Raw genomic sequence first — 23,768 nt, forward strand, 5'->3', positions numbered from 1 at the left:
GCATGGCGGTACGAGAGGGAACCTACGAGCTGGGGCCGGACGACGGAACGCTGCTGGTCAGGACGGGCCGCAGCGGGCTCGGACGCCGCGCCGGCCACGACCTGACCATCGCGGCCACGCGCTGGACGGCGGCGGTCGAGGCCCGCGAGCCGCTGGACGCGTCGTCCGTCAGGGTCACCGTCGAGGTGGACGGCCTGGAGGTCCGGGAGGGCACCGGAGGCGTCAAGCCGCTCACCGACCAGGACCGCGCCGAGATCAAGAAGACGCTGCGCGAGGTGCTCGACGCCCGCCGCTACCCGGAGATCACCTTCACGTCGTCGGCGATCGGCGCGGACGCGATCGAGGGCGACCTGACGATCATGGGCCGGGTGAAGCCGGTCCGGGTGGGGGCCGTCCTGGAGGACGGACGGGTGCGGGGCGGCGTCACCGTGACGCAGAGCCGGTGGGGGATCAAGCCGTACTCGGCGTTCTTCGGCGCGCTGAGGCTCGCCGACGACGTCGAGATCGCCGTCGACATCGCCCTCCCCGCCTAGCGCGCTGCCTGATCAGCCGCCGAGGGCGTGCTTGCGCGGGCGGTGCGGGCGGCGCGGGTGAATTGGTCGTCGAGGGTGCGGGGGAACGGTAGTACGCGGTGCCGGTCCCGCCAGGGTGCGAACTGCCGGACGGCGTTGAAACCGGCGGCGGTCACGATGCGTTCGACGTTCGGGCCCGGCGGGCACGCGGGATAGGCGTCCAGGTGCGCGACGCCTGGGGGCAGACCGTCCGGCTTCTGGGGCGACACCAGGGTCATCGGCGGACGGACGCCTTCGACGGACGCCATGTCACGCGCGTATGCGACGAGTTCGAGTGTCTCTGGGGCGGGCCCGCTGTGGACGATGAGCCAGCCGTCCACGTCTAGCGGCTCCGAAGGAGGATCGGTGAGCGCTAGAGGGGTGACCTCGTCGGAGACCGTGTGCAGGTAGGCGTGGTGCGGCTGGGCAAGCGGTTCGAGGACGAATGTGCGGTCGAAGTGTGGCGGGTCGGCGGGGAGGAGCGGCTCGTAGGCGTCCCAGCGCAGGAGGCGCGCCAGGTGGGTGACCCTGGGGGCTGAGGGGATGCGCGTCAGGTCGCCTTTCAGCCCGGCGGGGAAGGCGTCGATGATCACCTCGTCCGCCTCCGTGTCGGCGGCATCGATGGACGGGACGATGCGCCAGCCGCCGGTGACGCGCGGGTCGTTCGCGAATGGCGAGGCCGTCACCACGGTCACGGGGCCGTCCAAGCGCAGGGTGTGCAGGACGGACCGGAGGCGGGTCAGGTGCCCTAGGCCGTCACCGGCCGCGTAGCAGACGATCAACGGACGGCGTCGAGGACGTCGAGGTAACCGGCGGTCTCGGCGGCGGGCGTGAAGTCGCGGCGGATGCGTTCCGCGCCCGCGGCGCCGAGTTTCGCGAGCTGCTCGTCCCCGGCGCGGGCCGCGCGGTCGATCGCGGCGCGGCAGGCGTGCGCGTCGCCCGCCGGGAACGTGAAGCCGATCTCGTCGTCGGCCACGTCCGCGAGCCCGCCGCCGTCCGACGCGATGAGCGGCACGCCAAGCGCCGCCGCCTCCAGCGCCACATTCGGCATCCCGTCGTAGAACGACGGCAGGGCGACCAGGTCGCAGCTCGCGTAGACGGCCGGAAGGTCGTAGCGCTCAAGGAACGGCAGGAACGAGTGCGGGACGGAATCCTCGCGTTCGGCCAGCCATTCCGTCACCGGCTCCTCGACCTCGCCGACCAGCAGCAGGTGGAACGCGTCCGCGTGCCCGGACGCGGCCAGCGCGTCCAGGAAGAACCCGACGCCTTTCTTGACCTTGAGCTGCCCGATGAGGCCGATCGTGCGGCGTCCCGCCCGGACGTTCGCGTCCCGCCACGCCCGGCCCCGCTCCCGCTCGGACGGCAGGACCCGCCACTGCGAGGTGTCGACGCTGTTGGCCACGAACGTCACCGCCGCGTCCGGGGCCAGCGCGGACACCAGCGGCGCGTGCGAGCGGGCGACGACGCACACGCGGGACGAGGCGCGCAGCGCGTCCGCCAGCACCCCGCGCCGCCGCATCGAGAACACGCCGACGTCGATGTCGTTGCCGCGCAGCAGCGTGACCAGCGGCGCGTCCAGCAGCGCGGACAGGACGGGCGCGGCGAGCGTCGCGTACACGCCGCCGAACGCGACGACATGGGTGTAGCCGGTGAGGTCCTCGGCTGTGATCGTCGTCCACAGCCGCCGCAGCGCGTGCTCGGAATCGTCGCCGAGCGGCGCCGAGATGAGCCGTCCGCCGTGCTCGCGGGTGACGCCCCAGGGGCGGGCAGGACGGGCGCGGCGCGTCAGATGCGCGACGTCGACCTCGACCCCGGCCGCGCGCAGGCCCCGCACGATCCGGTCGCACGACTGCGACATGCCGCCCCGGCTGGGCGGATAGTGCTCGGTGATCCACAGGACGCGATGCATCAGCTGTCCACGAAACCGGTGTCGTCGTCGCCGCTCCAGTCGCCTCCGTGCGAGTAGTCGTCGCCCGGGTTGAACGCGCCGCGGTCGTAGTCGTCGAACGACGAATACCAGTAGGCATCGCCGTAGACATGGGAACTGCCCTGGTAGTAGCGGCGCCGGAAACCGCCCGTCCAGGCGGGGTGATGCGGGTCGTGCGTGCCGTAGCCCTGGGCCGTCGCGCATTCGCTGCAGAGCCCGCCCGGCCCGGCGTGCGCGGCGCAGACGGGCCGCGCGCACTGCGGGCACGACGCGACCGCCTGCTGCCCGCAGCGTCCGAGGACGAAGAAGCCGGTGGTCACGGTGCAGCGGTTCATGAATTCCTCCCCGCGGCCCGGCCGGGCGGCGTCCAGCGGAACGGCTCCGTCGACACGTGCAGGATCCGGTCGGTCAGCTCCGCCTCGCCGAGCGGGCCGGGAAGCTTGCCGCTCGCGCGGAACAGCATCCGGCTCCCCTGCCTGATCCGCACCCTGATCCAGGGCGGCGGCGGTGTGCCCGGACGCTGGACGGCCGCGCCCTTCGCCAGCCGCCGGGTGACCCGCACCAGATGCGTCGTCTTCGTCTTCGTCTTGATTTTGACCTTGCCGCGCGGGTTGCGCTTCCGGCGGCGGCGGTACCGCACCCGGTCGGTGACCGACAGCTCCAGGACGCTGCCGTCCCGCAGCTCCGCCCGCAGGCGCAGCCACGGGTCCATCGCGTACCACTGCCTCATCGACAGGACCGGGCGCTGGACCGGCAACTCGTACTGCGGCCCGGTCTTCTCCGGGAGCTGCGGGCCGCGCATGTCCGCCGCGACGGACAGCACCCCGTCCGGCCGCATGTCGGACGCCAGCACCCGCAGCATCGGCACGAGCACGCCCGGGACCCGGTCCGGCAGCAGCCACTTGCGCCGCCGGATCTCGGCGCGGTGCCGCGCGAGGCTCTGGATCACCGGCTCCCACTCGTCCCGCCGCAGCGAGACCGCGAAGCCCTTCTCCAGGGTCAGCGCCCGGTGCAGCGGGTGGAACCGCTCGATGGCGGCCTTCTGCTTACGCCAGAACATGACGAACCACCTATCGATCAGACGGCGCGATCGTACGGTAGACATCGGCCAGCAGCGCGCGTGAACGTGTCCAGGTCAGGTCCCGCTCGATGCGCCGCCGGGCCCTGCGGCCCATCGCGGCGGCCTCGTCCGGGTACTCCAGCAGGATCCGGACCGCCCTGGCCAGCTCCGCCGGACGGTCGGCCGGGACGAGCCGTCCGTGCTCCCCGTCCGTCATCAGCTCCCGCACCGCCGGCAGGTCGGAGGCGACCACCGGCACGCCCGCCGCCATGGACTCGATCACCTTCAGCGGCGCGCAGCCCTGGTCGAGGTTGCGGGCGCAGCCGGTCAGCGGCGCCACCGAGACCTCGGCGTGTGCGAGCCAGGCCGCGATCTCCCGGTGCGGCAGCATGAACCGCCAGTCGGTCCGCCCGGCGACGCCGAGCCGCTCGGCCAGCCGCCGCACCGGCTTCGCCCGCCGTTCCGGGACGGACGCGCAGATCACCAGCCGCAGCTCGGGCAGATCGGCGAGCCGCGCGAACGCACGCGTCAGGACGTCCAGGCCCTGCCAGGGCTGCAGCGCGCCGACGTACACGATGTAGCGCTCGGGCGCGTCCACCGGCCGCTGCGGCTGCTGTTCCGGGATCTCGGCCCCGTTCGGGACGAGATGGATCCTGCCTTCCGGGACGCCGAACCGGGCGACGGCCGCACCGATCACCCGCGACGGCACGACGACGGCGTCGCTGCGCTCCAGGCAGTACCGCTCCAGCTCGCGGATCTTGTCGAGCGTCCTGGGCGCGGCCCACGGCCACGTGTGCGCCATCTCGATCGACGGCAGGCCGTTGACCTCGTACACCACCTTGTGGCGGCGGCCGTCCGCGATCGCCGGCAGCGCGCTCCACGGGTCCCGGACGTGGCAGACCTCCAGGGTGTCCCAGTGCGGCTCCAGATGCCCCGCGACCCAGCGCGAGAACGCCTCGGCCCGGTCGATCAGGTTCGGCACCTGCGCGTCGAACCGGGCGATCTCCCGCGTCCCCTCCCGCTGGTAGCGCGGCAGGTCACCGCCGCCGATCACGCCGAGCAGCCCGCCGCCGAACCGCGTGAACAGCTCGTCGGCCATCTGCGCGATGTGCACCGCCGACCCCTTGCTGGACGGGAACCGGTCGAACGCGACATAGGCCGCCCGGTGCCTCATCATCGGACCCGCATCAATCATCCGACCCGCACCTCCTCCGACCGACCCGTTTGTGGGGGGCGACCCCCCACACCCCCCGGAAGGGCCCTTAGCTCGCGGTGCCAGGCGATCTGGTCGGCGAGGCCCTCCGCGAGCCCGGTCGTGGCCGTCCACCCGAGGAGCCGCCGGGCGCGGCCCGTGTCGGCCCACGTGCGCTCGGCGTCGCCCGCCACCGGCGCCTCCCGCCGGATCTCCGCCCGGACGCCCAGGACGCCGGTCAGCAGCCCGATCGCGTCCGTGACCGCCACCGGCTCGGCATGGCCGACGTTGACGGCGATCCCCGGCGGAAGCTCCTCGGCCGCCGCGGCCAGCGTGGCCGCCACCACGTCCTGGACGTGCGTGAAGCTCCGCGTGCGGCGGCCGTCGCCGAACACGGGCAGCGGGCGTCCGTCCAGCGCCGCCTCCGCGAACCGGTGGAACGCCATGTCGGGCCGCTGCCGGGGCCCGTACACCGAGAAGTACCTGAGCAGGACGGTGCGCAGCCCGTCCCGCGCCGCCAGGCCCGCGAGCCGCTCCACCTCGACCTTGCTGACCGCGTACGGGCTCGCCGGGCTCAGCGGGTCGTCCTCCCGGTTCGGCCGCCGCCCGGCCGACCCGTACACCGACGAGCTCGACGCGATGATCACCCGGGGTCTGCGCCGCGCCGGGCGTCCCATGCAGGACGCGAGCAGCCGCCGTGTCGCCAGCACGTTGTCCCGTTCCGCTACGGCCCGTCCGGCGCCCCACGAGTCGCGGACGCCGGGCCGTCCCGCGAGGTGGACGACGACGTCCGCGGCGGCCACCGTGCCCAGATCGTGCGCCGCGAGGTCGATCTCCGCCGCGACGACCCCTGGGCGGGCCGCCACCCGGGCCCACGTCCGCCGCGCCACGTCCGGGGTCGGCGACCGCCCGGGCGCGTCGACGGCGAGCACCTCATGCCCGGCGGCCGAGAACGCATCGACCACATGGCTCCCGATGAACCCCGCCGCACCCGTGACAACCACCCGCACCCGGGCACCCTACCCACCGCCGTACCAATGTGGACAGCATCTCCCGTCCCTGGTCACACGGGACACAGGCCGGGTGCGGTCATCTCCGGCGCTTGGCCGCGGCGGCGGTCCGTGCGAAGGCGTCCTCGATGTCGCCCTGCCCGATCTGGGGGCCCGGAACGTCGAGCGGGCCGTCACCGGCCAGGGCGTTCAGGAAGTGCGTGATCTGGCGCCGCGCCAGCCGCGGCCAGTCCGGCCCGTAGGAGAGGGGCTGGGTGATGAGCGCGGCGAAGACGATGACGTCGGTCGCGTTGGCGTCCGCGCGGACGCTGCCGTCCTTGCGGCCTCGTTCGAGGAGGCCGTCGAGGCGGCGATCGATCGTCCGGCGGGCGTGGACCGCCTCCGGGGTCATCAGCGGAGGCGCGCCGTGCAGCGGCAGGACGAGCTGGTCCCCGACGGCGAAGCAGCGGGTCAGGTATTCGCCGATCGCCTCAAGGCCGGTGCCCGGCAGCTCGCCGATCTCCTCCAGGATGCCGACGAGCAGGTCGTAGGCGCGGTGTTCGAGGGCGTGCAGGAGGGCCTGCCGGTCGGCGTACCTCCGGTACAGCGTCCCGATGCCGACCCCGGCCTCGGCGGCGATGGCGGCGAGCGGGACGTCGCGTCCCTCCCTCAGCATCACGGTGACGGCGGCGGCGAGCAGCCGCTCCCGGTTGGCCTCGGCGTCGCGGCGCGGCCGCCGCCGCGCCTGCCCCTCGTCGCTCATGGGACGCGCCCTCCCTTCCCGATCAACGGTAGCCCCGGCCGCCGGGAATCAGACCGCACCGCCGCACGTTGAAGCGGACGAAATGTTCCGCTTATCTCGGAGGAAGAACGATGTCCATCCCCTATCTGGCGCAGCCCGAACAGCAGCAGAAGCTCGAATGGCTGGACGGCGGCACCTTCTCCGTCCTGCTGGACTCCGCCGCGACGGACGGCCAGCTCACCGTGGGCCGTTTCGACGTCGGCAAGGGCGAGGCGCCGCCGTTCCACATGCACACCCGCGAAGACGAGATCTTCATGCTCATCAAGGGCACCGCGCTGCTGTGGGCCGGTGACGACGAGATGGAGCTGTCCGAGGGCGGGATCGTCTACCTGCCGCGCAACATCCCGCACGGCTACCGCATCACGTCCGACCGGGCCGACCTGCTCATGATCGCCACGCCCGGCGGGATCGAGGGGATGTTCCGCCAGGCCGGGCGCGACCTGTCCACGCCCAGGCCGGACGGCTTCGAGATCTCCAAGGAGGCCCTGTCCGCCGCAGCCGACGCCTACGGCCAGGTCGTCGTCGGCCCGCCGCGCTGACCCCCGCCGCGCTGAGCCTTCCGGGTCACGGTTTGCGCGCGACGGCGCCGTACCCGTGGACGTGTTCGGGCTCGGCCTCGCCTTCGGCCTGGTCGGGCCGCCACCGCGAGATCGTGACCAGGCCCGGCTCGACCATCTCCAGACCGTCGAAGTAGGCGCCGAGCTGCTCGACGCTGCGCAGGTTGTAGGGGACGGTGCCCGACTCCGCGTACTTCTCGGTGCTGCGCCTGGCCTCCTCAGAGGTATCGGTGCAGTCCCACAGGACCAGGAAACTGCCCGAGGGCACGCCCGCCATGGTGTCGGCCACGATCTGCCTCGCGGTCGGGTAGTCCTGGCAGAACCCGAGCACGCCCATGAACATCACCGCGATCGGCTCCGTGAAGTTCAGGACGTTGGCGGCCTCGTCGAGGATCCGCCCCGGATTGTGGAAGTCGGCGTCCAAGTAGCCGGTGACGCCCTCGGGCGTCGTGCCCCGCATCAGGGCACGTGCGTGCACGAGCACCATCGGGTCGTTGTCGACATAGACGATGCGGGCGTCGGGCGCGGTCTGCTGCGCGATCTGGTGGGTGTTGGACTCGGTGGGCAGCCCGGCCCCGATGTCCAGGAAATTGCGGATCTTCTCCTCGGCCGCCAGGTAGCGCACCGCGCGGATCAGGAACTTGCGGCCCTCCCGGGCCTGCCGGATGAGCTCCGGGTTCACCGCCGCGGTCGCGTCACCGACCACCCGGTCGACCTCGTAGTTGTCCTTGCCGCCGAGCCAGTAATTCCACGTCCGTGCGGGGGACGGGACGTCCGTCCGGAACCGGGCCTGGGCGTCGTCGGGCAGGCGGGGAGGCTGATCCGCCGGTGGGGTGCCGCCGGGGGGTCGGGGCATCGTCGACTCCTCGCCTCGTCGTAGCCGCCTTCGAGGATCCTACGACGGGCGGGTGACGCGGGCCTCATCCCATATTGGTTCAGAGGATTCGTAGACGGAGCCGTCGGCACCGAAGACCAAGAAGCGATCGAACGAACGGGCGAACCAGCGGTCGTGCGTCACGGAGACGACGGTGCCCTCGTAGGTCTCCAGACCCTCCTGGAGGGCCTCGGCGCTGGCCAGGTCGAGGTTGTCGGTGGGCTCGTCCAGGAGGAGCAGCGTGGCGCCGCCCAGTTCCAGCAGGAGGATCTGCAGGCGGGCCTGCTGGCCGCCGGAAAGGGTTTCGAAGGGCTGCTCCGCGCATCGGTTGAGCTCGTAGCGGGCCAGGGCGTTCATCGCGTCGTTGCGGAGGCGGGCGTGCTCGGTCATGACGATCTCGCAGGGAGTGCGTCCGGCCAGGTCGGGACGGGCGTGCGTCTGCGCGAACAGGCCGGGGACGACGCGTGCCCCCAGCCGGGCCCGGCCGGTGTGGGCGACGGGGGCGGCCGGGGTCGCGCCGCGCGGAAGGGTCTCCGCGACGGCGGAGAGCAGGCGCAGGAAATGTGATTTGCCCGAGCCGTTGGAGCCCAGAACGGCGACGCGCTCGCCGTACCAGATCTCGGTGTCGAACGGCCTCATGAGGCCCGTCAGTTCCACGCGCTCGCAGATCACCGAGCGTTTTCCGGTGCGTCCGCCACGCAGGCGCATCTTGATGTTCTGGTCGCGGGGCGGGATCTCGGGCGGGCCCGCTTCCTCGAACTTGCGAAGGCGTGTCAGGGCCGCGCGGTAGCGGGCTCCGGCCGCCATCGAGTCATAGACCGACGCCCTGTTGCGGAGGGTGCTGACCAATTCTTTGAGTTTCGCGTGCTCCTCGTCCCAGCGGCGGCGCACCTCCTCCAGGCGTTCGTTGCGGTCGCGGCGGGCGGCGGCATAGGTCGAGAAACGGCCGCCGTGGATCCAGACCTGGGCGGCTTCGACGGTGACGATCCGGTCGGCGGAACGGTCGAGCAACTCACGGTCGTGCGACACCAGCAGGACTGTTTTGGACGTTTCCCGCAATCTTTCTTCGAGCCACCGCTTGGCGGGGACGTCCAGATAGTTGTCGGGCTCGTCCAAAAGAAGAACCTCGTCGGGGCCGCGCAGCAGAGCTTCCAGCGCCAGGCGTTTCTGCTCGCCGCCGGAAAGGGTGCGGACCTCGCGCCAACGGCACGAATCGTACGGGTGACCGAGGGCTGCGACGCAGCATGCGTCCCAGAGCACCTCGATCTCGTAGCCGCCCGCGTCGCCCCAGCCGGCGAGGGCCGTGGCGTAGCGGAGCTGGGTCGGCTCGTCCTCGCGCTCCATCATCGCCAGCTCGGCCGCCTCGACCGCCGCCGCGGCCTCCCGGACCCTCGGCGGCGCGATCGACAGGAGCAGATCGTGGACGGACGAATCGTCCCGGATCCCCCCGATGAACTGCCGCATCACGCCCAGCCCGCCGCTGTGCGCGACGGTCCCCTCCTGCGGCGCGACGTCCCCGGCGATGAGTCGCAGCAGCGTCGTCTTCCCAGCGCCGTTCGGCCCGATCAGCGCGGCGACCACACCGTCCCCGACCCGGAACGACACGTCATCGAGCAAGACGCGCCCGTCCGGCAGGGTATGGCGGACGTGCCCCACCTCGACGTGGCCCACGGCGATCCCCCCTTCGATACGTGCCGAGTCTGGGAAATCCCCGGGTGCCCGTCAAACGGTTTTCGGCTCACATGCGCCGGAGAACGGCCTGCTTCGCGGCGGTGAATTCCTCCTCGGTGAGGATGCCTTCCTTGTGCAGATCGCCCAGTTCCCGGAGCCGCCGCAAGAGCGCGTCGTGGTCGTCCGCGGGGGCAGCTTGGAGTTCGGGCGGCGATGGCGGGGCGTCCACCGCGTCCGGCGGCGGATCGTCGACCGCGTTCGGATGCGGGAGCCGCGCCACCACGGCCGCGGCCAGCGCGATCGCGGCCGCCGCCTCCTTCTTGAAACCCCACAGCATCACGCAGCGGGGATCGAGGATGGGCTCCGGCCGCTCGGCGCCGTCGTCCACCCGGAAACGCAGGTGGCCGTTGTCCAGGCCGATCGCGGGATGCAGTTCCACGCTGGCGATATTCCGCAGCGGCAAATGCTGGGGCCCGGCCTCTTTCTTGACGGCCTCGGCCATCCAGTTCCACTCCAGCCGGACGGATTCGCCGTCGAACGCCGCCGATCCGTCGCCCCCGGACGCGCGAATCGGTACATCCGGCCCGGGAAGCAGATAGCGGTCCACCGGGCCGCCGCCGATCTCCTCGATCAGCAGCGCGTTCCGCACCTCGTCCACGAGGTACTCGGCCACCGACGTCCGGCGGCCTTCCACGTTCAGGCGGTACGGGTCGGACACGTCGTTCAGCGCGCCCGCGGCGGCCTGCAGCAGCGGGTCGGCGCCCTGCCTCAGCCGCACCCGCAGCACACCGCCCTTGGACCCCGGCTCCACCGCGATCCCGGCGACGGCCGCCAGCGGGACGGTCAGCTCGCCGAGCAGGCGCCGCAGCCGGTGCACGCCGCGCCCGTGGCCGGGCACGATGCGCAGCACCTCGCCGTCGAACGTCCAGGTCCCGTCGGACCCGATGATCTCTGCCATGGCCTCTTCCCGATGGATCGACCCAGGTGCGGTCCCACCATTGTCAACGACCGGCGAGGGACCGGACGTGGGAGGCGACGGCGTCCAGCGGCAGCTTCTCCGTCTCGCCGGTGGCGCGGGACGTGACCTCGGCGACGCCCTCGGCCAGGCCGCGGCGGCCGATCGTGACGCGGAACGGGATGCCGGTCAGTTCCACGTCGCGGAACTTCACGCCCGCGCGCTCGGGACGGTCGTCGATCACGACCTCGACCCCGGCGGACGACAGCGCCGCGTAGACGTCCTCGGCGGCCTTGGCCACGTCGGCGTCGTCCGACTGCGCGGCGACTACGGCGACCTGGAACGGGGCCACCGCCAGCGGCCAGACGATGCCGCGGTCGTCGTGGTGCGTCTCGACGATCGCGGCCATCGCGCGCTCGATCCCGATGCCGTAGCTGCCCATGATCACCGGGACGCGGCGGCCGTCCGGGGCCAGCACCTCGACGCCGAGGGCGCGAGCGTAGCGGTCGCCGAGCTTGAAGATGTGCCCGATCTCGATGGCGCGGCGGGTCTCCAGCGGCCCGCCGCAGCGGACGCAGGGCTGGCCCGCCTCGACCTCGCGCAGGTCCGCCCACAGGCCGGCGTCGATGTCGCGGCCGACGTCGACGCCGCGCAGGTGGACGTCGTCGGTGTTGGCGCCGGTGAACATGTCGCGGCGGCCGCGCAGTGCATGATCTGCGATCACCGGCAGGGACGCGCCGACCGCGCCGAGGCTGCCGGGCAGCGCGCCGAGCGCGTCCTGGATCTCGGCCGGCCCGGCGGCGCGGATCTCGGCGGCGCCCGTCGCGTCCATGAGCTTCTGCTCGTTGAGCGGGTGGTCGCCGCGCAGCAGGACGAGCGTGAGGGTGCCGTCCAGAATGTAGACGAGCGTCTTGATCTGGCGGTCGGCCGGCGCGTCATAGGCCAGCAGGTCTTCGATGGTGCGGACGCCGGGGGTGTCGAAGCGTTCGGGGGAGGGGAGGCCGGGGCCGTCGGACGCGGCGGGCAGGACGGACGTCGCGCGTTCGATGTTGGCGGCGTAACCGCAGGCCGGGCAGTGGACGACGACGTCCTCGCCGACGTCGGACGGGCACATGAACTCGGTCGAGCCCGACCCGCCCATCGTCCCGCTGGACGCCTCGCACGGCAGCGCCGGGATCCCGAGCCGCTCGAAGATCCGCGTGTAGGCGCCGTGGTAGGCCTCGAACGAGGCGTCCAGTCCCGGACGGTCGATGTCGAAGCTGTAGGCGTCCTTCATGGTGAACTCGCGGGTCCGCATGAGGCCGCCCTTGGGGCGCGGCTCGTCCCGGAACTTCGTCTGGAACTGGTACCACTGCTGCGGGAGCTGCCGGTAGGAGTTCAGCTCGCGGGCGACCGTCGCGAAGATCTCCTCGTGCGTCATGCCGAGCGCGTGGTCGGCGCCGCGCCGGTCCTGGAGGCGGAACATCTCCTGACCCATCAGCTCCCAGCGGCCGGAGCGCTTCCACGGCTCGGCCGGGTGCAGGGCGGGCAGCAGCATCTCCTGCGCGCCGATCGCGGCCATCTCCTCCCGCACGATCCCGATGATCTTTGCCCGGACGCGGACCGCCAGTGGCAGCAGGGAGTAGTGACCTGCGGTGAGCTGCCGGACGTAACCCGCCCGCAGCAGCAGCCGGTGGCTCGGCGCGTCCGCCTCGGCGGGATCGTCGCGGAGCGTGGGCGCGAACATCTGGGACCAGCGCATCACGCGAGAGTAGCGAAGCGCCCGTGAGCGGGTGGCGAAGCGGCCATGAGCGGGTGAAAGCGTTCGTGCCCCGTCGCGGCAGTCAGTACCCTGATGGCCGTGAGTCGAGAAGGTGTGACGCCGCAGAGCGAGGATTTCTCCGCCTGGTACAACGAGCTGGTCGTGCAGGCTCAGCTCGTCGACCGCGGACCGGTTCGCGGCACGATGGTCATCCGGCCGTACGGCTACCGGGTGTGGGAGCTGCTCCAGGCCGACCTGGACCGGCGCATCAAGGACGCGGGGCACGACAACGCCTGCTTCCCGATGCTCATCCCGGAGTCCTACCTCAAGCGCGAGGCCGAGCACGTCGAGGGCTTCTCCCCGGAGCTGGCGGTCGTGACGCACGCGGGCGGCAAGGAGCTGGACGAGCCGCTGGTCATGCGGCCGACGTCCGAGACCGTCATCGGCGAGTACATGGCCAAGTGGATCGACTCCCACCGTGACCTGCCGCTGCTGCTGAACCAGTGGGCGAACGTCGTCCGCTGGGAGATGCGGCCCCGGCTGTTCCTGCGGACGACCGAGTTCCTCTGGCAGGAGGGCCACACCGCGCACATCGACGAGGACGACGCGATGCGCGAGACCATGTGGGCGCTGGACGCCTACGCGGGCGTCTCGCAGGAGCTCGCGGCGATGCCGGTCGTGGCGGGGGAGAAGACGCCCGGCGAGCGGTTCGCGGGCGCCGTCCGCACGTACACGATCGAGGTCATGATGCGGGACGGCCGGGCCCTGCAGTCCGGGACGTCGCACTACCTCGGCACCAACTTCGCCAAGGCGTTCGAGATCCAGTATCAGGACGAGGCGGGCAAGCTGACGCTCGCGCACACCACGTCCTGGGGGATGAGCACCCGCATGATCGGCGGCGTGATCATGACGCACGGGGACGACAAGGGGCTCGTCCTGCCGCCGCGGCTCGCGCCGTACCAGGTCGTGATCGTCCCGATCGGGCGCAAGGAGCAGGGCGAGGAGGCCGCGGCGGAGGCCCGCAGGCTCGGCGCGGCGATCAAGTCGATGGGCATCCGCGTGCACGTGGACGACAACCGTCCGCAGCTCTCGCCCGGGTTCAAGTACAACGAGTGGGAGATGCGCGGCGTCCCCGTCCGCATCGAGCTGGGCAAGCGCGACATCGAGGCCGGGGTGGGCACCCTCGTCCGGCGGCTGCCGACCGTCGAGGGGCAGGGCAAGGAGCAGATCCCGCTGGAGAAGCTGCCCGAGCTGCTGCCCGGCATCCTCGCCGACTTCCAGTCGTTCCTGCTGGCCAGGGCCGAGAAGTTCCGCGACGACCACACCGCCGCCGTGGACGGCTGGGACGCGTTCACCGCGCAGGTCGCGACCGGCTGGGCGCGGGCGTTCCACTGCGGCGACACGGCCTGCGAGGACGACATCAAGGCCGAGACCGCCGCGACGCCCCGGGTCATCCCGGCCGACGCGCCCGAGGAGACGGGCGAGTGCGTGAAGTGCGGGCGCCCGTCCGAGTACGGCAAGCGAGTCATCTTCGGCCGCGCCTACTGAGCACGGCCGCGCCTACTGAGAGCAGCTACGCCAGGGCCCTGGCCGCGCGGGGCGCGGTCAGGGCCCTAGCGGGCTCATAGGCCGGGCATCAGGAATCGTCGTCGTCGCCGTCCGACCGGTTGTTCGCGGTCAGCCGCGTCAGATAGGGCTGGACGAACCACGCCCACCCGCACAGCATCAGGACGATCACGGCCGTGACGACCGTCAGCGCCGCCTCCTCCTCCAGCGTCTCGACGATCAGTGTCGTCGCGGCGGTGATCGAGACGCCGAGCGCGAACGCGCCGAGGATCCCGAACCGGTTCGCGCGCTTGATCAGCAGCGGCTTCTGCCCGAGCTGGAACAGGATCCGGTGCTGGAACACCGGCGCGATGAAGCAGATGGACGCGAGCGCCGCACCGAACAGCGAGATGTAGAACAGCGGCAGGCCGTGGCCGTCCACCTTGTCGAATCCGGCCGCGAACGGCACCGTCAGCAGGAACGCGAACAGGACCTGCACGCCGGTGACCGCGACGCGGAACCCCTGGAGGAGCTCCATCAGCTGCCGGTCCAGCCGTTCGTGCCGGGTCTCGTTGCGAGGCTTGTCCGAAGGGTCGACGCTCATGAACCCCGACTTACCCCACAAAACGGTCATCAGTCCGGCAAGGGGCCTGATCAGGCGGGACCGGGGCCAGGCGAGGGGGTCAGACGAGGGACGGGGGCTCCACGCGCAGCGCGAGCATCGACACGTCGTCGCGCAGGTCGCCGTCGCAGTACTCCAGCAGCGCCTGCTCCACCCCGGCGAGCATCCCCTGCGGCGTGTCGCCCGCGTGCGCGGCGAGCGCCTCCATCAGGCGTTCCTGGCCGAACTCCTGCCGCATCATGTCGCACGCCTCCAGGACGCCGTCCGAGTGCAGGAAGAGCGTGTCGCCGACGGTGAGGTCGACCGCGTCCAGACCGGGCTCGAAGTCCTCGAACAGGCCGAGCGGGACGCCGCCGCGCGCCGCCGACCTGATCACCCCGTCGGCGCGGACCACGATCGCCGGGGGATGGCCCGCCGTGCCCAGCGACACGATGACCTTCTCGGTCTCCATCGTCAGCCCGGCCATCACGGCGGTGACGAACCGGTCCTCGTCCAGCAGCGCCTCGTTCACGATCCCGAGCACGTCGCCCGGACGCGCCTTCCACCGCGACGCCAGCCGCACGCAGTGCCGGGCCGTCGCGGTCACGGCCGCCGCGTCCTCGCCCTTGCCGCACACGTCGCCGAGGATCATGCCCCAGCCGTTCTCGGTGCGGAACACGTCGTAGAAGTCGCCGCCGACCTCAGAGCCGTGCGTGGCCGTCAGGTACTTGGCCGCCACGCTCACGCCCGGGATGGACGGCAGCGACTTCGGCAGCAGCCCGGCCTGGAGCGTCTCCGCGACCTCGGCGCGGCGCCGGTACAGCCGCGCCGCCCTGATCACCAGCGCCAGGTACCGGCCGAGCCGCTGGACGACCCCGAGGTCCATCAGGTCGAACGGGCCGTACTCGCCGCTCGCCGTCAGCGTGATCGTCCCGATGGCGCGGTCGCCGTCCTCGATCGGGACGCTCAGCACCGACGTCGCGCCGATCTTGCCGCAGACGGGAATGCCGTCCGGGCAGACGCCGAGCACGTCGAGGTTCTCGACGTGCGGCCGCAGCGCGCTCTGCCGGGTGACGAACACCGTGTGGGGCAGCGTGCCCTCGGCCGGGTCGACCTCCTCCAGCGTCCGGGCGGCCTCGATGGAATGCTCGTCCTCCGGGCCCATCACGACCTGCCGGCGCAGCAGCGGAGCCGCGCGCGACGCCGTCCCCGCCACGTGGGCGCCGCCCAGCGGGGTCGATCCCGGGCCGCCGTTGGCCGGTCCGGTCAGGTCGATGAACGCCCAGTCGGCCAGCTCGGCGGCCAGCAGCCGGGCGCACCTGCGGACCGCGACCGTCTCGTTGAAGACGGGCTCGTCCAGCAGCAGCTCGCTCGCGGTGGCGAGGACGTCCATCCGGTGGACGATCGTCGCGACGGCCTCGTCGTCGGGCGGCGCGCCCTGGCCCGCCTTCGCCTGGGCCGAGCCCCGCTTCGCTTTGGCGCGTTCCGCCCCGGCGGTGCCGTCGGCGGGGGCCTCGTCGGTCGGGGTGTCCGTCGAACCGGCGGCCACCACGACCATCGGGTCGGGTTCGCCGCGGATCCACACGCGGGCCAGGGTCACCACGGCGTCGACCGGATGATCCCGGCCGAGGAACCTGACCTGGACGCGGCGGCGCCGTCCCGTCCGGACGACCGCCGCGAGCTGCGACCGCACCGCCGCGCGGGTCGCCATGTCGCAGAACGCCGTGAACTGCTTGCCCGACACGTACCCGGACGACGTGCCGAGCAGCGTCGCCGCCTGCCGGTTCACCCGCCGGACGCTCGTGTTGCGGTCCAGCAGGAACAGCGGGACGGGGGCGTCCTGGAACACCGTGCGCAGCACCCGCCGCTCGGTCTCGGCCGCGGCCGACCCGCCCTGCCCGCCGGTGTGCTCGGTGCCCATCGTCCGCAGCGCCGTCAGCGCCAGCTCCAGCTCGACCAGCGCCGCGTCCAGGGTCGCCCGCAGGTCGGGCTCCGGCAGGCCGGCGGCCTGGCGCAGCTCGCCGATGCGCCCTTCGAGATCCGAGATCTCGCGCATCAGGGACTCGGGTTCGAGCTGGTCGGGCTGATCGTGCATCTGGTCTGCCTCTCGTCCGCTTCACACGGTGGAACCAGGCGGGGTCCCGATCACCCGGGGCCGGTCCACGATCGCCGGGGGCCGCACCGCGCGGCCCGGCTGTGCGCAGCTTATGCGCCTCACCCGCATGCGCCTAGATTCCTACCCGTGCCCAGACCCATGACCTAGGGAAGGCCCTGATGACCGACGATACGCTGGGCCAGCGCGGTGAGCTTCACGTGACGCGTCTGTGAGATGCGCCGCAGCTCGGCGAACGCCTCGTCGGCGTCGCAGCCGAGCGCGTGCATCAGGATGCCCTTCGCCTGGTCGACGACGGCCCGCGCCTCCACCGCCTCCTGCAGCTGGACGGCGGTGCGGTGCACGTCGTCGTACTGCCGGGTGTTCGACACCGCCGCGCTGCCCTGGGCGATCAGCATGGACGCGAGCGCCTGCCGCTCAAGGGAGATCGCCTTCGGCGACACCCCGTACAGGGTCAGCGTGACGAGGACGGGCGGGTTCATATGCGGCGTGGTGGTGAAGCAGCGCACCCCGCGCCACAGCATGTCGGCCATCGCCTCCGGCCAGCGGGTCTCGCCGAGGATGTCCTCCGACGTCAGCGCCCGGCGGTCCATGACCACGTCGAAGATCGGCCCGTGGCCGCGCGACAGCTGCCGGTCGGTCACCTCGGCGAGGTCCGGATGGCTGGCCGCGGCGGCCAGCGGCTCCGGCCTGCTCTCCTCCGGCGCCGGGACCTGCGGCGGGGCGGCGTCGGGCCCCGGGTCCGGCGGCGGCACGCGCGGGACGTCCCGGGCGGCGTCCGGCGGCAGCCCGAGAGCCGAACCCGGATCGTTCCCCGGCATCTCCGGCAGGGCCCAGCGCACGCTGGCCGCGCCCGCGCAGCCGGGCACCGCGCGCGAGGCCAGGTCCGTCACCCGGTGCAGCGTGCCGATGTCGGACGACTCGCCGACCATCCCCAGCCGGGCGATCTCCAGCGCGAGCTGGTCCGTCAGGACCGTTTCGGTGGGCGTCACCCCTCCGACACTATCCTCTGCCCGCTCAATTGTTCGGGGGCGCCTTGCTGATCTCCGCCAGCGGGCCGACCTGACCGTCGGCCACGGCCAGGTCGCCGATGCAGACGATGCCCACGGGGCGCTGCTCGTCGTCCACCACGGGCAGGCGCCGGACCGCCTGCTCCGACATCAGCCGCGCCGCCGTCCCGGTGTCGTCATAGGGGCGGACGGTCGTCAGCTCCGCCGTGCACACGTCACCGAGGGGGGTGAGGGAGGTGTCCCGGCTCTCCGCGACGGCCCGGACCACGATGTCCCGGTCGGTGATCACACCGCACAGCCGCCCGGCATAGGTGACCAGGACGTCCCCGATCCCCTCGTCCCGCATGATCCGAGCGGCTTCGTACAGCGTCGCGTCCAACGGCAACGTCAGCGGCTCCACCGTCATGACGTCGCTGACCCTAGGTGGCATCGCGCAGCACATCCTTCCAACAACCGACGGCTCGCGTGGCCCGGTGTGCGCGCTCTACCCACGGCCGAAGATTTTATTGCGAAGAGATGCTTACGGGCGGCGCCCGGTCGTGCGGAGGTAACGGGCGATCCCGCAGCCACGGGGTAGCTGCGGGATCGGATAATGCCACGTGGCCGTGGCGGGCCCAGGGCTATGCGGCGAGCACGTGGGCGGCGCGGTGGTCGGCCAGGGATTCGCGGAGCTGCTTGCGGCCGCGGTGCAGGCGGGACATGACCGTGCCGATGGGGGTGCCCATCATTTCCGCGATCTCCTTGTACGGGTAGCCCTCGACGTCGGCGAGGTAGACGGCGTCCCGGAAGTCCTTGGGGAGGGCGCGCAGGGCGGCGACGACCTCGGAGTCGGGGATGCGGTCGAGCGCCTCCGACTCGGCGGACCGGAACCCGGACGAGCGCGCCTCGGTCTGGGCGAGCTGCCACTCCTCCAGCTCCTCGGAGCCGGCGCGCTGGGGCTCGCGCTGCTTCTTGCGGTAGGTGTTGATGAAGTTGTTGGTGAGGATGCGGTGCAGCCACGCCTTGAGGTTCGTGCCTTCCTGGAACTGGTGGAAGTTCACGTACGCCTTGGCCAGGGTCTCCTGGACGAGGTCTTCGGCGTCGGCGGAATTGCGGGTCATGCGGACGGCGCTGGCGTACAGCGGGTCGGCGAGCGGCAGGACGTCGCGCTCGTAGCGCTGCGTGCTCTCGCTGCGGCGGACAGGTGTGGTGACAGCGGTCATCGTCGCTCCCCGTGGATAGCGGCCCGTGGCGGGCCGGTTGCTGGCGCGTGTTCGGGGGCACGCGCGGACCGGGCGGACGAACCGCCCACCGTCAGGTAATACGTGCCACCGTTCCCGGCGGGTTCGCTCGTCCCTCATGGGTGGGACGGGGCGTTTGCGTCGCGATCGGCGATGCCAGGGCGACCCCGTTCTGCGGGACGTCGCGGGCTGTGCTCGATCAGGGGGTTCCACCCGCCGGTGGTCTTCCTGCTCTGTAAGACGCCTGGGAGGGCTCGGATGGTTGCACGTGGCCGCGTGTCGTTCGTCACATGGAGCTGCGACTTCTCTGATCTTGCGGTATAGGGCCCCGGGAGCCCGGAGAGGGTGGGCTCCCGGGGCCATCGCGGGGTCAGTCGATCAGGTGCCGGAGCGCCCTGATCATGAGTACCCGCTGGTCGGCGGCCTGCTCGATGCCGAATCCGAGCAGGACGGTGTCCCTGGTCGCGACCGCCGAGACGGAGTCGATCTGGGCCTGGGAACGGGTGAACTCGGCGCCGTTTCCGGGGCTTCCGGTCGGGGCGCCCTGGACGGTCCAGGCGCCGAGGCCGGTCTCGAAGCCCTCGGCGTCGGGCTGGCCACCGGACATGGTGAGCCGGGTGTCGTCGATGAACAGTCCGGTTCCTCCGGAGCCGGGGTCGCTGACGTAGGAGATGGACACCTCGACCTTCTTGCCCGCGTACGCGGACAGGTCGTACGCGACCGGAACCCAGCCGTTGGAGTTGCCGGTGATGGCGTTCCAGCTGCCGGACGATCCGGTGTTGCCGCAGGGGTTGCCCCTGGTCAGGTAGTGGCCGAGGAATGGGTGCATGTCGAGGAGGTAACCCTGCTCGCACTGCTCAGGGACGGTCGTGGTCGACCGGCCGTTCTTGTCGGGCAGCGTGGTCCAGTCCTCCGTACCGGCGGTGTGCGCCTCGACGATGATGTTGTCGAAGCCCGTCTCGGTGCTGTAGGAGAGCTGGGCCTGCAGGGCCGGCGCCTGCGCGGCGGTGACCGTGGACAGGTCGATCGTCCTGGTCAGGCGCCGGTAGAGGCCGTCCTGGTGCGGCCCGGCGACGTACCACTGGCCCTCGACGGGCTCGGTCGGCGCCGCCGCGCCGGTGTAGTCGCCGGCCTTCCAGCTGTTGAACTGCGGGAAGTCCGCCTTGGGCAGGACGGTCGAGGTCACCTGGAAGCCGCCCGCCTCGTTCAGCGGGTTGGACGCGGGGCCCGCAAGCTTCGACGTGACGCCGCCGTACGGCGATCCCGTCCCCGTGAACGCGGTCGGTGCGCCGACGCGCTGCCGGTCGTACGCGCCCAGGTAGTACTGGAAGAAGTCGTCCGACAGCAGTTCGCAGTCGTCGCGGAAATTGCTGGTGACGACGCAGGGACGTTCCGGGTGGCCCTTCAGCCCGTAGTAGATGCCGCCGCCGTTGAGGCGGCTGACGGGCCCGTAGTACCCGGTCGTCTCACCGGTGTGCAAGAGTTTCCCGCCCTCGTTCAGGTAGGAGCGGACGGACAGGAGCAGGTCCTTCGCCCGGTCCGCGACCTGCGAGTCGGGCTGGTCGCCGAGGTAGGTCTTGATCGGGTCGTCTGCGGCGTCCTGGGTGAGCCGGTTGTCGCCGAGGTACCAGACGACGGCGTCGAAGTGCTTCAGCACGCCGAGGTCGTGCGGGACGCCGTCCTTGTCGATGTCCCAGATGAGCGGCTTGTGCTTGGCGGACTTGACGAGGTCGGCGTACTGCTGGGCGTAGCGGGGCTTGTTCGTCCCCGGCGGGTAGGTCGGGTTGACTCCGGTGTAGTCCTCGTCCGCGATGACCAGGACGTCTGCCTTTTGCTGGTCACGGACGGTGTAGGTGAAGTGCTTGCTCTCGACCCGTTTCCAGCCCTTCCAACCGGTGAACCACACCTCGACCTTGTCGCCGGGCCGTTGCCTGATCTTGCCGCGGTACTCGGCGTAATAGGTGTCGTTCTCGTCCCCGAACCGTTCGCCGCCCCGCCATTCGCGCAGGTCGGCGCTGCGCTCGCGGCCGCCGTTGATCCGGTAGCGGAGCTCCTTGTGGCGCAGCGACCGGCGGATCACCGAGGCGACCTCCTGCGAGGTGCCGTAGGACGTGGTGAACCCGTCGGTCTCGAAGTCGGGTGCGGTGCGTCCGACGGCGGACACGGGCTCGTCCGGGGTCTTCGCGGACTTGGCGACCGAGAGCGCGAACGGGATGTTCTTCTGGAACTCCTTCTGGATGAGCGTCTCGTCGTCCGGGAACTCGAAGCCGCTGCCGCAGTCGCCCGGCTCCCACTCGTCGTCCGGGTCGGACCGCGCGGCCGACTCGCAGGTCGCCATCTCCGGCGTGATCGACAGGGCGCCGTAGACGTTGTCGGCCTGGCCGTCGGTGTCGCCGTTGGTGGTGTAGAGCTGGGCGCCCAGCTGGGGCGTGTAGCCGGGCACGGCCGGGTGGTCGATGTCGCCGAGCAGCGCGTTGTGGATCGCGTCGTCCGGGCTGCGGGTCAGGGTCTGCCAGCCCACGCCGTGCAGCAGCAGCTCCGCCGCCGAGTGGTAGTTGACCAGGTAGGCGGGACGGACCTTCTTGTAGAGGCCCATCTGCGCCTGGGTCTCGGGCTCGGAGCCCGGCGCCGTCCCGCGGTAGGTCTGGCTGGTGCGCAGGTTGGACGAGCCCTCGTTGTCGTAGCCCCACTTGTAGGGGAAGTTGCGGTTGAGGTCGATGCCGTCCTGGCCGGTGATCTGGCCGTCGCCGTCGTTGTCGCGGACGTTCTTGCGCCAGAGCCGGAAACCGTCCTGGAACGTCAGGTCGTAGCCGTCGACGTTGACGACCGGGACGAACCACATCTCGGTCGTGTCGACCAGCTTGGTGATCTCGGCGTTCTTGCCGTAGCCGTCCACGTAGTGGTGCAGCAGCCGGCGCACCATCTCCGGCGTGATCCACTCACGGGCGTGCTGGGCCGCCTGGTACACGACCACGGGCCGCTTGTGGGGCCGCAGGCTGTTCACGTCCTTGGTGACGCGGACGGCGGTGATCGGCCGGCCCTGGACGGACTTCCCGATGTCCACGGCCTTCGCGATGGACGCGTTGGCGGCGGCGACGTTCAGCAGCTCCTCGCGGATGTTGCCGGGGCCGCTGTAGGGGCGGAACACCTTCGGGGCGGCGGCCTTCGCGCGCTGGCGGGCGTCCTTGCCGCCGACCTTCTTCACGGTGAGGCCGAGGCCCTGCCGGTTGAGCGCGGCGGCCTGCGCGGCGCTCATCACGGCTTCGACGTGGACGCTGCCCTTCTCCTTGCTCGTGGAGAACCGAATGTCCTCGTGGTCGAGGCCGAAGCCGTTCAGCAGCTTCACCTGGTCGGGGCTCAGCTCGGCCGCGTAGAGGTCCACGGCGGCGCCGGCGGACGCGGGTTTCGGTGCGGCGTTCGCGGGTGTCGCCACCAGCGTTCCGATCAGGAGCGCGGCGGCAGCGAGGACGGGGGTGAGTCTTCGCATGCGCTTTCGAAGCGGTGGCCGGAACTGTGTGCGCGGCATTGCGCCTCCTGGCAGGGATCACGATTGGGGGTTGCGTGATCTTCTGCCGGGGAACGAAGGGTGTCAATGGGGCATTAGTGCGCTATGCCGCTTTCGGCCAATTAGAGGGCGGACAGGGTGGCCGGGCAGGGCCTTCAGGCGCCCGCCGGAGGCACCTGGCCCGCCAGGACGGTGCTGACGAGCCGCGCCGCGAACTCCTTCGCCGCGGCGGGCGGTGGACGGTGGGCGCCACCGCGTCGGTACGAGCCGACCGCGTCAGGAAGCCGTGCCGGTGGCAGCCTCCTAGCAGGGCCGCCGCGATGGACGGCAGCGGAGCGTCCTCGGCCGGCCGTCCGGCGCGCCGCCACGCCTCGGGCATCCGAACAGGGCGGCACGGCCCGGCACCGGACCGCTCCTCGGGCCCCCTGGAACACCGGCCGGAGGACCGCCGGGAACGTCGGCCGGGGCGTCCTGCAGCCCTGGCCACTCCTGGCCCGCAGCCGCATCTTGGCGAACGGCTTCCATCTGTGCATCGGCTGACGTGGTCGTAGAGGCCGCCCCCTGGAGACGTCCGCGCGGCGCGCGCTCCCTTTGGCGGTTGCGGCGGTGAGCGCTCTCGCGTGCAAGTTTCACGGACTCCCAGCGCGATCTTCTTACAGGGGGTAACGTCTCCTTTACCAGGAGTTGCCGGGAGCGTCGTGCATCCTTCGCTCCGGGAGGGGGGACCGCATGGTCATCGCCGACCTGCTGGGTGTGGCGCGGATGACCGCCATCACCCTCAACGGTCGCGGACGCATCAGCAACTGGGACGACACCGCGGCCGACCTGTTCGGCGTCGAACGGCTCCAGGCCATGGGCCGGACGCCGGGCTCGCTGCTGCGGCTCCCGCCGGAGCACCGCGGCGTCTTCGAGCCCGGGATCTTCGGCCACGTCTGGTGCGGCGCCTGCACCGTGCCGCGCGTCGACAACGGCGAGCTCGCCGAGATCGGCTGGTGGATCTACCCGATCGAGGCGGGCCCGGGCGACCACGACGTCGGGGTGCTCGCGCTGGCCGCCGACCTGCGCCGGCTCCGCCAGGACGGCCCCGGCGTCACCATCGGCGACCTGCCCGTCCAGCCGCCCGACGACGCCTGCCGCGCGTCCGGGACGCGGCTGCTCCGCGTCGAGCCCGCGCTGGCGACGCCCTCGTCCGGGCCGGACGACGCCCCGTACGCCGCGCCGTTCGCCGCGCGGCTGGCCGAGCTGCTGCCCGCGATCGGCCCGGACGCGTCCGAGCGGATCGCCTCGCGGGTGCTCGGCCTCGGCTGCCCGGCCGTCTCGCTCGGACTGACCGTCCGGCTGCCGATCGTCCCGTGCACGAGAGGCGCCCGATCCGCCTCGGCCTCCAGCTCGGCGTCCAGCCCCGCTTCGGCGTCCAGCCCCGTATCCGGGCCCAGAACCGCCCTGCCCCAGCCC

General features: G+C 71.8%; 21 protein-coding genes. 4 read left to right on the top strand and 17 right to left on the bottom strand.

Features of this window, described 5'->3' with window-relative positions; translation table 11 throughout:
• Positions 1 to 2 precede the first annotated feature (2 nt).
• A complete protein-coding gene (locus E1287_RS13100; RefSeq protein ID WP_131965178.1) occupies positions 3 to 533 on the top strand; it encodes a YceI family protein in 531 nt (176 codons plus the stop codon).
• On the opposite strand, the gene E1287_RS13105 is transcribed toward E1287_RS13100, so the two are convergent.
• The 7 genes from E1287_RS13105 to E1287_RS13135 all read right to left on the bottom strand — a co-directional run bounded on the left by E1287_RS13105 (position 530) and on the right by E1287_RS13135 (position 6,482).
• Positions 530 to 1,333: a hypothetical protein gene (locus tag E1287_RS13105; RefSeq protein WP_131965179.1), complete on the bottom strand. Its 804-nt coding sequence runs from the start codon at positions 1,331 to 1,333 to the stop codon at positions 530 to 532. The two genes, E1287_RS13100 and E1287_RS13105, sit on opposite strands and share 4 nt — an antisense overlap.
• Positions 1,330 to 2,460: a glycosyltransferase family 4 protein gene (locus E1287_RS13110; protein ID WP_131965180.1), complete on the bottom strand. Its 1,131-nt coding sequence runs from the start codon at positions 2,458 to 2,460 to the stop codon at positions 1,330 to 1,332. Before E1287_RS13110 ends, E1287_RS13105 begins: the two co-directional genes overlap by 4 nt.
• The gene (locus E1287_RS13115) at positions 2,460 to 2,813 is read right to left on the bottom strand and encodes a hypothetical protein (protein ID WP_131965181.1); all 354 of its coding nucleotides are present in this window, start codon (positions 2,811 to 2,813) and stop codon (positions 2,460 to 2,462) included. Before E1287_RS13115 ends, E1287_RS13110 begins: the two co-directional genes overlap by 1 nt.
• Complete coding sequence (locus tag E1287_RS13120) at positions 2,810 to 3,538, bottom strand: hypothetical protein (protein WP_131965182.1); 729 nt, start codon at positions 3,536 to 3,538, stop codon at positions 2,810 to 2,812. The genes E1287_RS13115 and E1287_RS13120 overlap by 4 nt, the downstream gene beginning before the upstream one ends.
• Positions 3,539 to 3,548: 10 nt before the next feature.
• Positions 3,549 to 4,733 (bottom strand): glycosyltransferase, encoded by a 1,185-nt coding sequence (locus E1287_RS13125; protein ID WP_243718938.1) that lies wholly within the window; start codon positions 4,731 to 4,733, stop codon positions 3,549 to 3,551.
• Positions 4,730 to 5,740 carry an NAD-dependent epimerase/dehydratase family protein gene (locus tag E1287_RS13130; RefSeq protein ID WP_243718940.1) on the bottom strand — a complete coding sequence of 337 codons (1,011 nt, stop codon included), beginning with the start codon at positions 5,738 to 5,740 and terminating at the stop codon, positions 4,730 to 4,732. Before E1287_RS13130 ends, E1287_RS13125 begins: the two co-directional genes overlap by 4 nt.
• 79 nt (positions 5,741 to 5,819) lie before the next feature.
• The gene (locus E1287_RS13135; RefSeq protein ID WP_131965183.1) at positions 5,820 to 6,482 is read right to left on the bottom strand and encodes a TetR/AcrR family transcriptional regulator; all 663 of its coding nucleotides are present in this window, start codon (positions 6,480 to 6,482) and stop codon (positions 5,820 to 5,822) included.
• Positions 6,483 to 6,592: 110 nt separating this feature from the next.
• Between E1287_RS13135 and E1287_RS13140 the strand changes: the two genes are divergently transcribed.
• Complete coding sequence (locus tag E1287_RS13140; RefSeq protein ID WP_131965184.1) at positions 6,593 to 7,060, top strand: cupin domain-containing protein; 468 nt, start codon at positions 6,593 to 6,595, stop codon at positions 7,058 to 7,060.
• 25 nt (positions 7,061 to 7,085) lie between these two features.
• Here the strand turns inward: E1287_RS13140 and E1287_RS13145 are convergent, their stop codons facing one another.
• From E1287_RS13145 to E1287_RS13160, 4 genes are all read right to left on the bottom strand, one after another.
• Positions 7,086 to 7,934, bottom strand: coding sequence for an SAM-dependent methyltransferase (locus E1287_RS13145; protein WP_131965185.1), 849 nt, complete (start codon positions 7,932 to 7,934; stop codon positions 7,086 to 7,088).
• A gap of 39 nt (positions 7,935 to 7,973) precedes the next feature.
• On the bottom strand, positions 7,974 to 9,623 hold the full coding sequence (locus tag E1287_RS13150) for an ATP-binding cassette domain-containing protein (RefSeq protein WP_131965186.1): 1,650 nt from the start codon (positions 9,621 to 9,623) through the stop codon (positions 7,974 to 7,976).
• Between the two features lie 67 nt (positions 9,624 to 9,690).
• On the bottom strand, positions 9,691 to 10,581 hold the full coding sequence (locus E1287_RS13155) for a DUF4429 domain-containing protein (protein ID WP_131965187.1): 891 nt from the start codon (positions 10,579 to 10,581) through the stop codon (positions 9,691 to 9,693).
• A gap of 43 nt (positions 10,582 to 10,624) precedes the next feature.
• On the bottom strand, positions 10,625 to 12,319 hold the full coding sequence (locus E1287_RS13160; protein ID WP_131965188.1) for a proline--tRNA ligase: 1,695 nt from the start codon (positions 12,317 to 12,319) through the stop codon (positions 10,625 to 10,627).
• 93 nt (positions 12,320 to 12,412) lie between these two features.
• Here E1287_RS13160 and proS point away from each other — a divergent pair, with 93 nt between their 5' ends.
• A complete protein-coding gene (gene proS, locus E1287_RS13165; protein ID WP_347813969.1) occupies positions 12,413 to 13,867 on the top strand; it encodes a proline--tRNA ligase in 1,455 nt (484 codons plus the stop codon).
• Positions 13,868 to 13,955: 88 nt separating this feature from the next.
• Here proS and E1287_RS13170 read toward each other — a convergent pair whose 3' ends face one another.
• From E1287_RS13170 to E1287_RS13195, 6 genes are all read right to left on the bottom strand, one after another.
• Positions 13,956 to 14,468, bottom strand: coding sequence for a DUF6328 family protein (locus E1287_RS13170; RefSeq protein WP_131965189.1), 513 nt, complete (start codon positions 14,466 to 14,468; stop codon positions 13,956 to 13,958).
• 79 nt (positions 14,469 to 14,547) lie between these two features.
• The gene (locus E1287_RS13175; protein WP_131965190.1) at positions 14,548 to 16,560 is read right to left on the bottom strand and encodes a SpoIIE family protein phosphatase; all 2,013 of its coding nucleotides are present in this window, start codon (positions 16,558 to 16,560) and stop codon (positions 14,548 to 14,550) included.
• Positions 16,561 to 16,724: 164 nt separating this feature from the next.
• A complete protein-coding gene (locus E1287_RS13180) occupies positions 16,725 to 17,570 on the bottom strand; it encodes an ANTAR domain-containing protein (protein ID WP_243718943.1) in 846 nt (281 codons plus the stop codon).
• A 25-nt stretch (positions 17,571 to 17,595) separates the two neighbouring features.
• Positions 17,596 to 18,018, bottom strand: a complete 423-nt coding sequence (locus E1287_RS13185) for a CBS domain-containing protein (RefSeq protein WP_131965191.1) — start codon at positions 18,016 to 18,018, stop codon at positions 17,596 to 17,598.
• Between the two features lie 190 nt (positions 18,019 to 18,208).
• The gene (locus E1287_RS13190) at positions 18,209 to 18,790 is read right to left on the bottom strand and encodes a sigma-70 family RNA polymerase sigma factor (protein WP_131965192.1); all 582 of its coding nucleotides are present in this window, start codon (positions 18,788 to 18,790) and stop codon (positions 18,209 to 18,211) included.
• A gap of 388 nt (positions 18,791 to 19,178) precedes the next feature.
• A complete protein-coding gene (locus tag E1287_RS13195; protein WP_131965193.1) occupies positions 19,179 to 22,295 on the bottom strand; it encodes a M14 family metallopeptidase in 3,117 nt (1,038 codons plus the stop codon).
• A 747-nt stretch (positions 22,296 to 23,042) separates the two neighbouring features.
• Here E1287_RS13195 and E1287_RS13200 point away from each other — a divergent pair.
• A partial coding sequence (locus E1287_RS13200) for a hypothetical protein (protein ID WP_207934188.1) occupies positions 23,043 to 23,768 on the top strand: 726 nt, incomplete at its 3' end.

The sequence above is a fragment of the Actinomadura sp. KC06 genome (assembly GCF_004348735.1).
GTDB lineage: Bacteria > Actinomycetota > Actinomycetes > Streptosporangiales > Streptosporangiaceae > Spirillospora.

What these genes read in the sequence shown, in the direction of transcription:
- E1287_RS13110 (WP_131965180.1), bottom strand. Translation starts at nt 2,460, where the DNA reads ATGCATCGCGTCCTGTGGATCACCGAGCACTATCCGCCCAGCCGGGGC.
- E1287_RS13170 (WP_131965189.1), bottom strand. Translation starts at nt 14,468, where the DNA reads ATGAGCGTCGACCCTTCGGACAAGCCTCGCAACGAGACCCGGCACGAA.
- E1287_RS13155 (WP_131965187.1), bottom strand. Translation starts at nt 10,581, where the DNA reads ATGGCAGAGATCATCGGGTCCGACGGGACCTGGACGTTCGACGGCGAG.
- E1287_RS13185 (WP_131965191.1), bottom strand. Translation starts at nt 18,018, where the DNA reads ATGCCACCTAGGGTCAGCGACGTCATGACGGTGGAGCCGCTGACGTTG.
- E1287_RS13100 (WP_131965178.1), top strand. Translation starts at nt 3, where the DNA reads ATGGCGGTACGAGAGGGAACCTACGAGCTGGGGCCGGACGACGGAACG.
- proS (WP_347813969.1), top strand. Translation starts at nt 12,413, where the DNA reads ATGGCCGTGAGTCGAGAAGGTGTGACGCCGCAGAGCGAGGATTTCTCC.
- E1287_RS13160 (WP_131965188.1), bottom strand. Translation starts at nt 12,319, where the DNA reads ATGCGCTGGTCCCAGATGTTCGCGCCCACGCTCCGCGACGATCCCGCC.
- E1287_RS13175 (WP_131965190.1), bottom strand. Translation starts at nt 16,560, where the DNA reads ATGCACGATCAGCCCGACCAGCTCGAACCCGAGTCCCTGATGCGCGAG.
- E1287_RS13195 (WP_131965193.1), bottom strand. Translation starts at nt 22,295, where the DNA reads ATGCGAAGACTCACCCCCGTCCTCGCTGCCGCCGCGCTCCTGATCGGA.
- E1287_RS13140 (WP_131965184.1), top strand. Translation starts at nt 6,593, where the DNA reads ATGTCCATCCCCTATCTGGCGCAGCCCGAACAGCAGCAGAAGCTCGAA.
- E1287_RS13115 (WP_131965181.1), bottom strand. Translation starts at nt 2,813, where the DNA reads ATGAACCGCTGCACCGTGACCACCGGCTTCTTCGTCCTCGGACGCTGC.
- E1287_RS13190 (WP_131965192.1), bottom strand. Translation starts at nt 18,790, where the DNA reads ATGACCGCTGTCACCACACCTGTCCGCCGCAGCGAGAGCACGCAGCGC.
- E1287_RS13145 (WP_131965185.1), bottom strand. Translation starts at nt 7,934, where the DNA reads ATGCCCCGACCCCCCGGCGGCACCCCACCGGCGGATCAGCCTCCCCGC.
- E1287_RS13125 (WP_243718938.1), bottom strand. Translation starts at nt 4,733, where the DNA reads ATGATTGATGCGGGTCCGATGATGAGGCACCGGGCGGCCTATGTCGCG.
- E1287_RS13120 (WP_131965182.1), bottom strand. Translation starts at nt 3,538, where the DNA reads ATGTTCTGGCGTAAGCAGAAGGCCGCCATCGAGCGGTTCCACCCGCTG.
- E1287_RS13135 (WP_131965183.1), bottom strand. Translation starts at nt 6,482, where the DNA reads ATGAGCGACGAGGGGCAGGCGCGGCGGCGGCCGCGCCGCGACGCCGAG.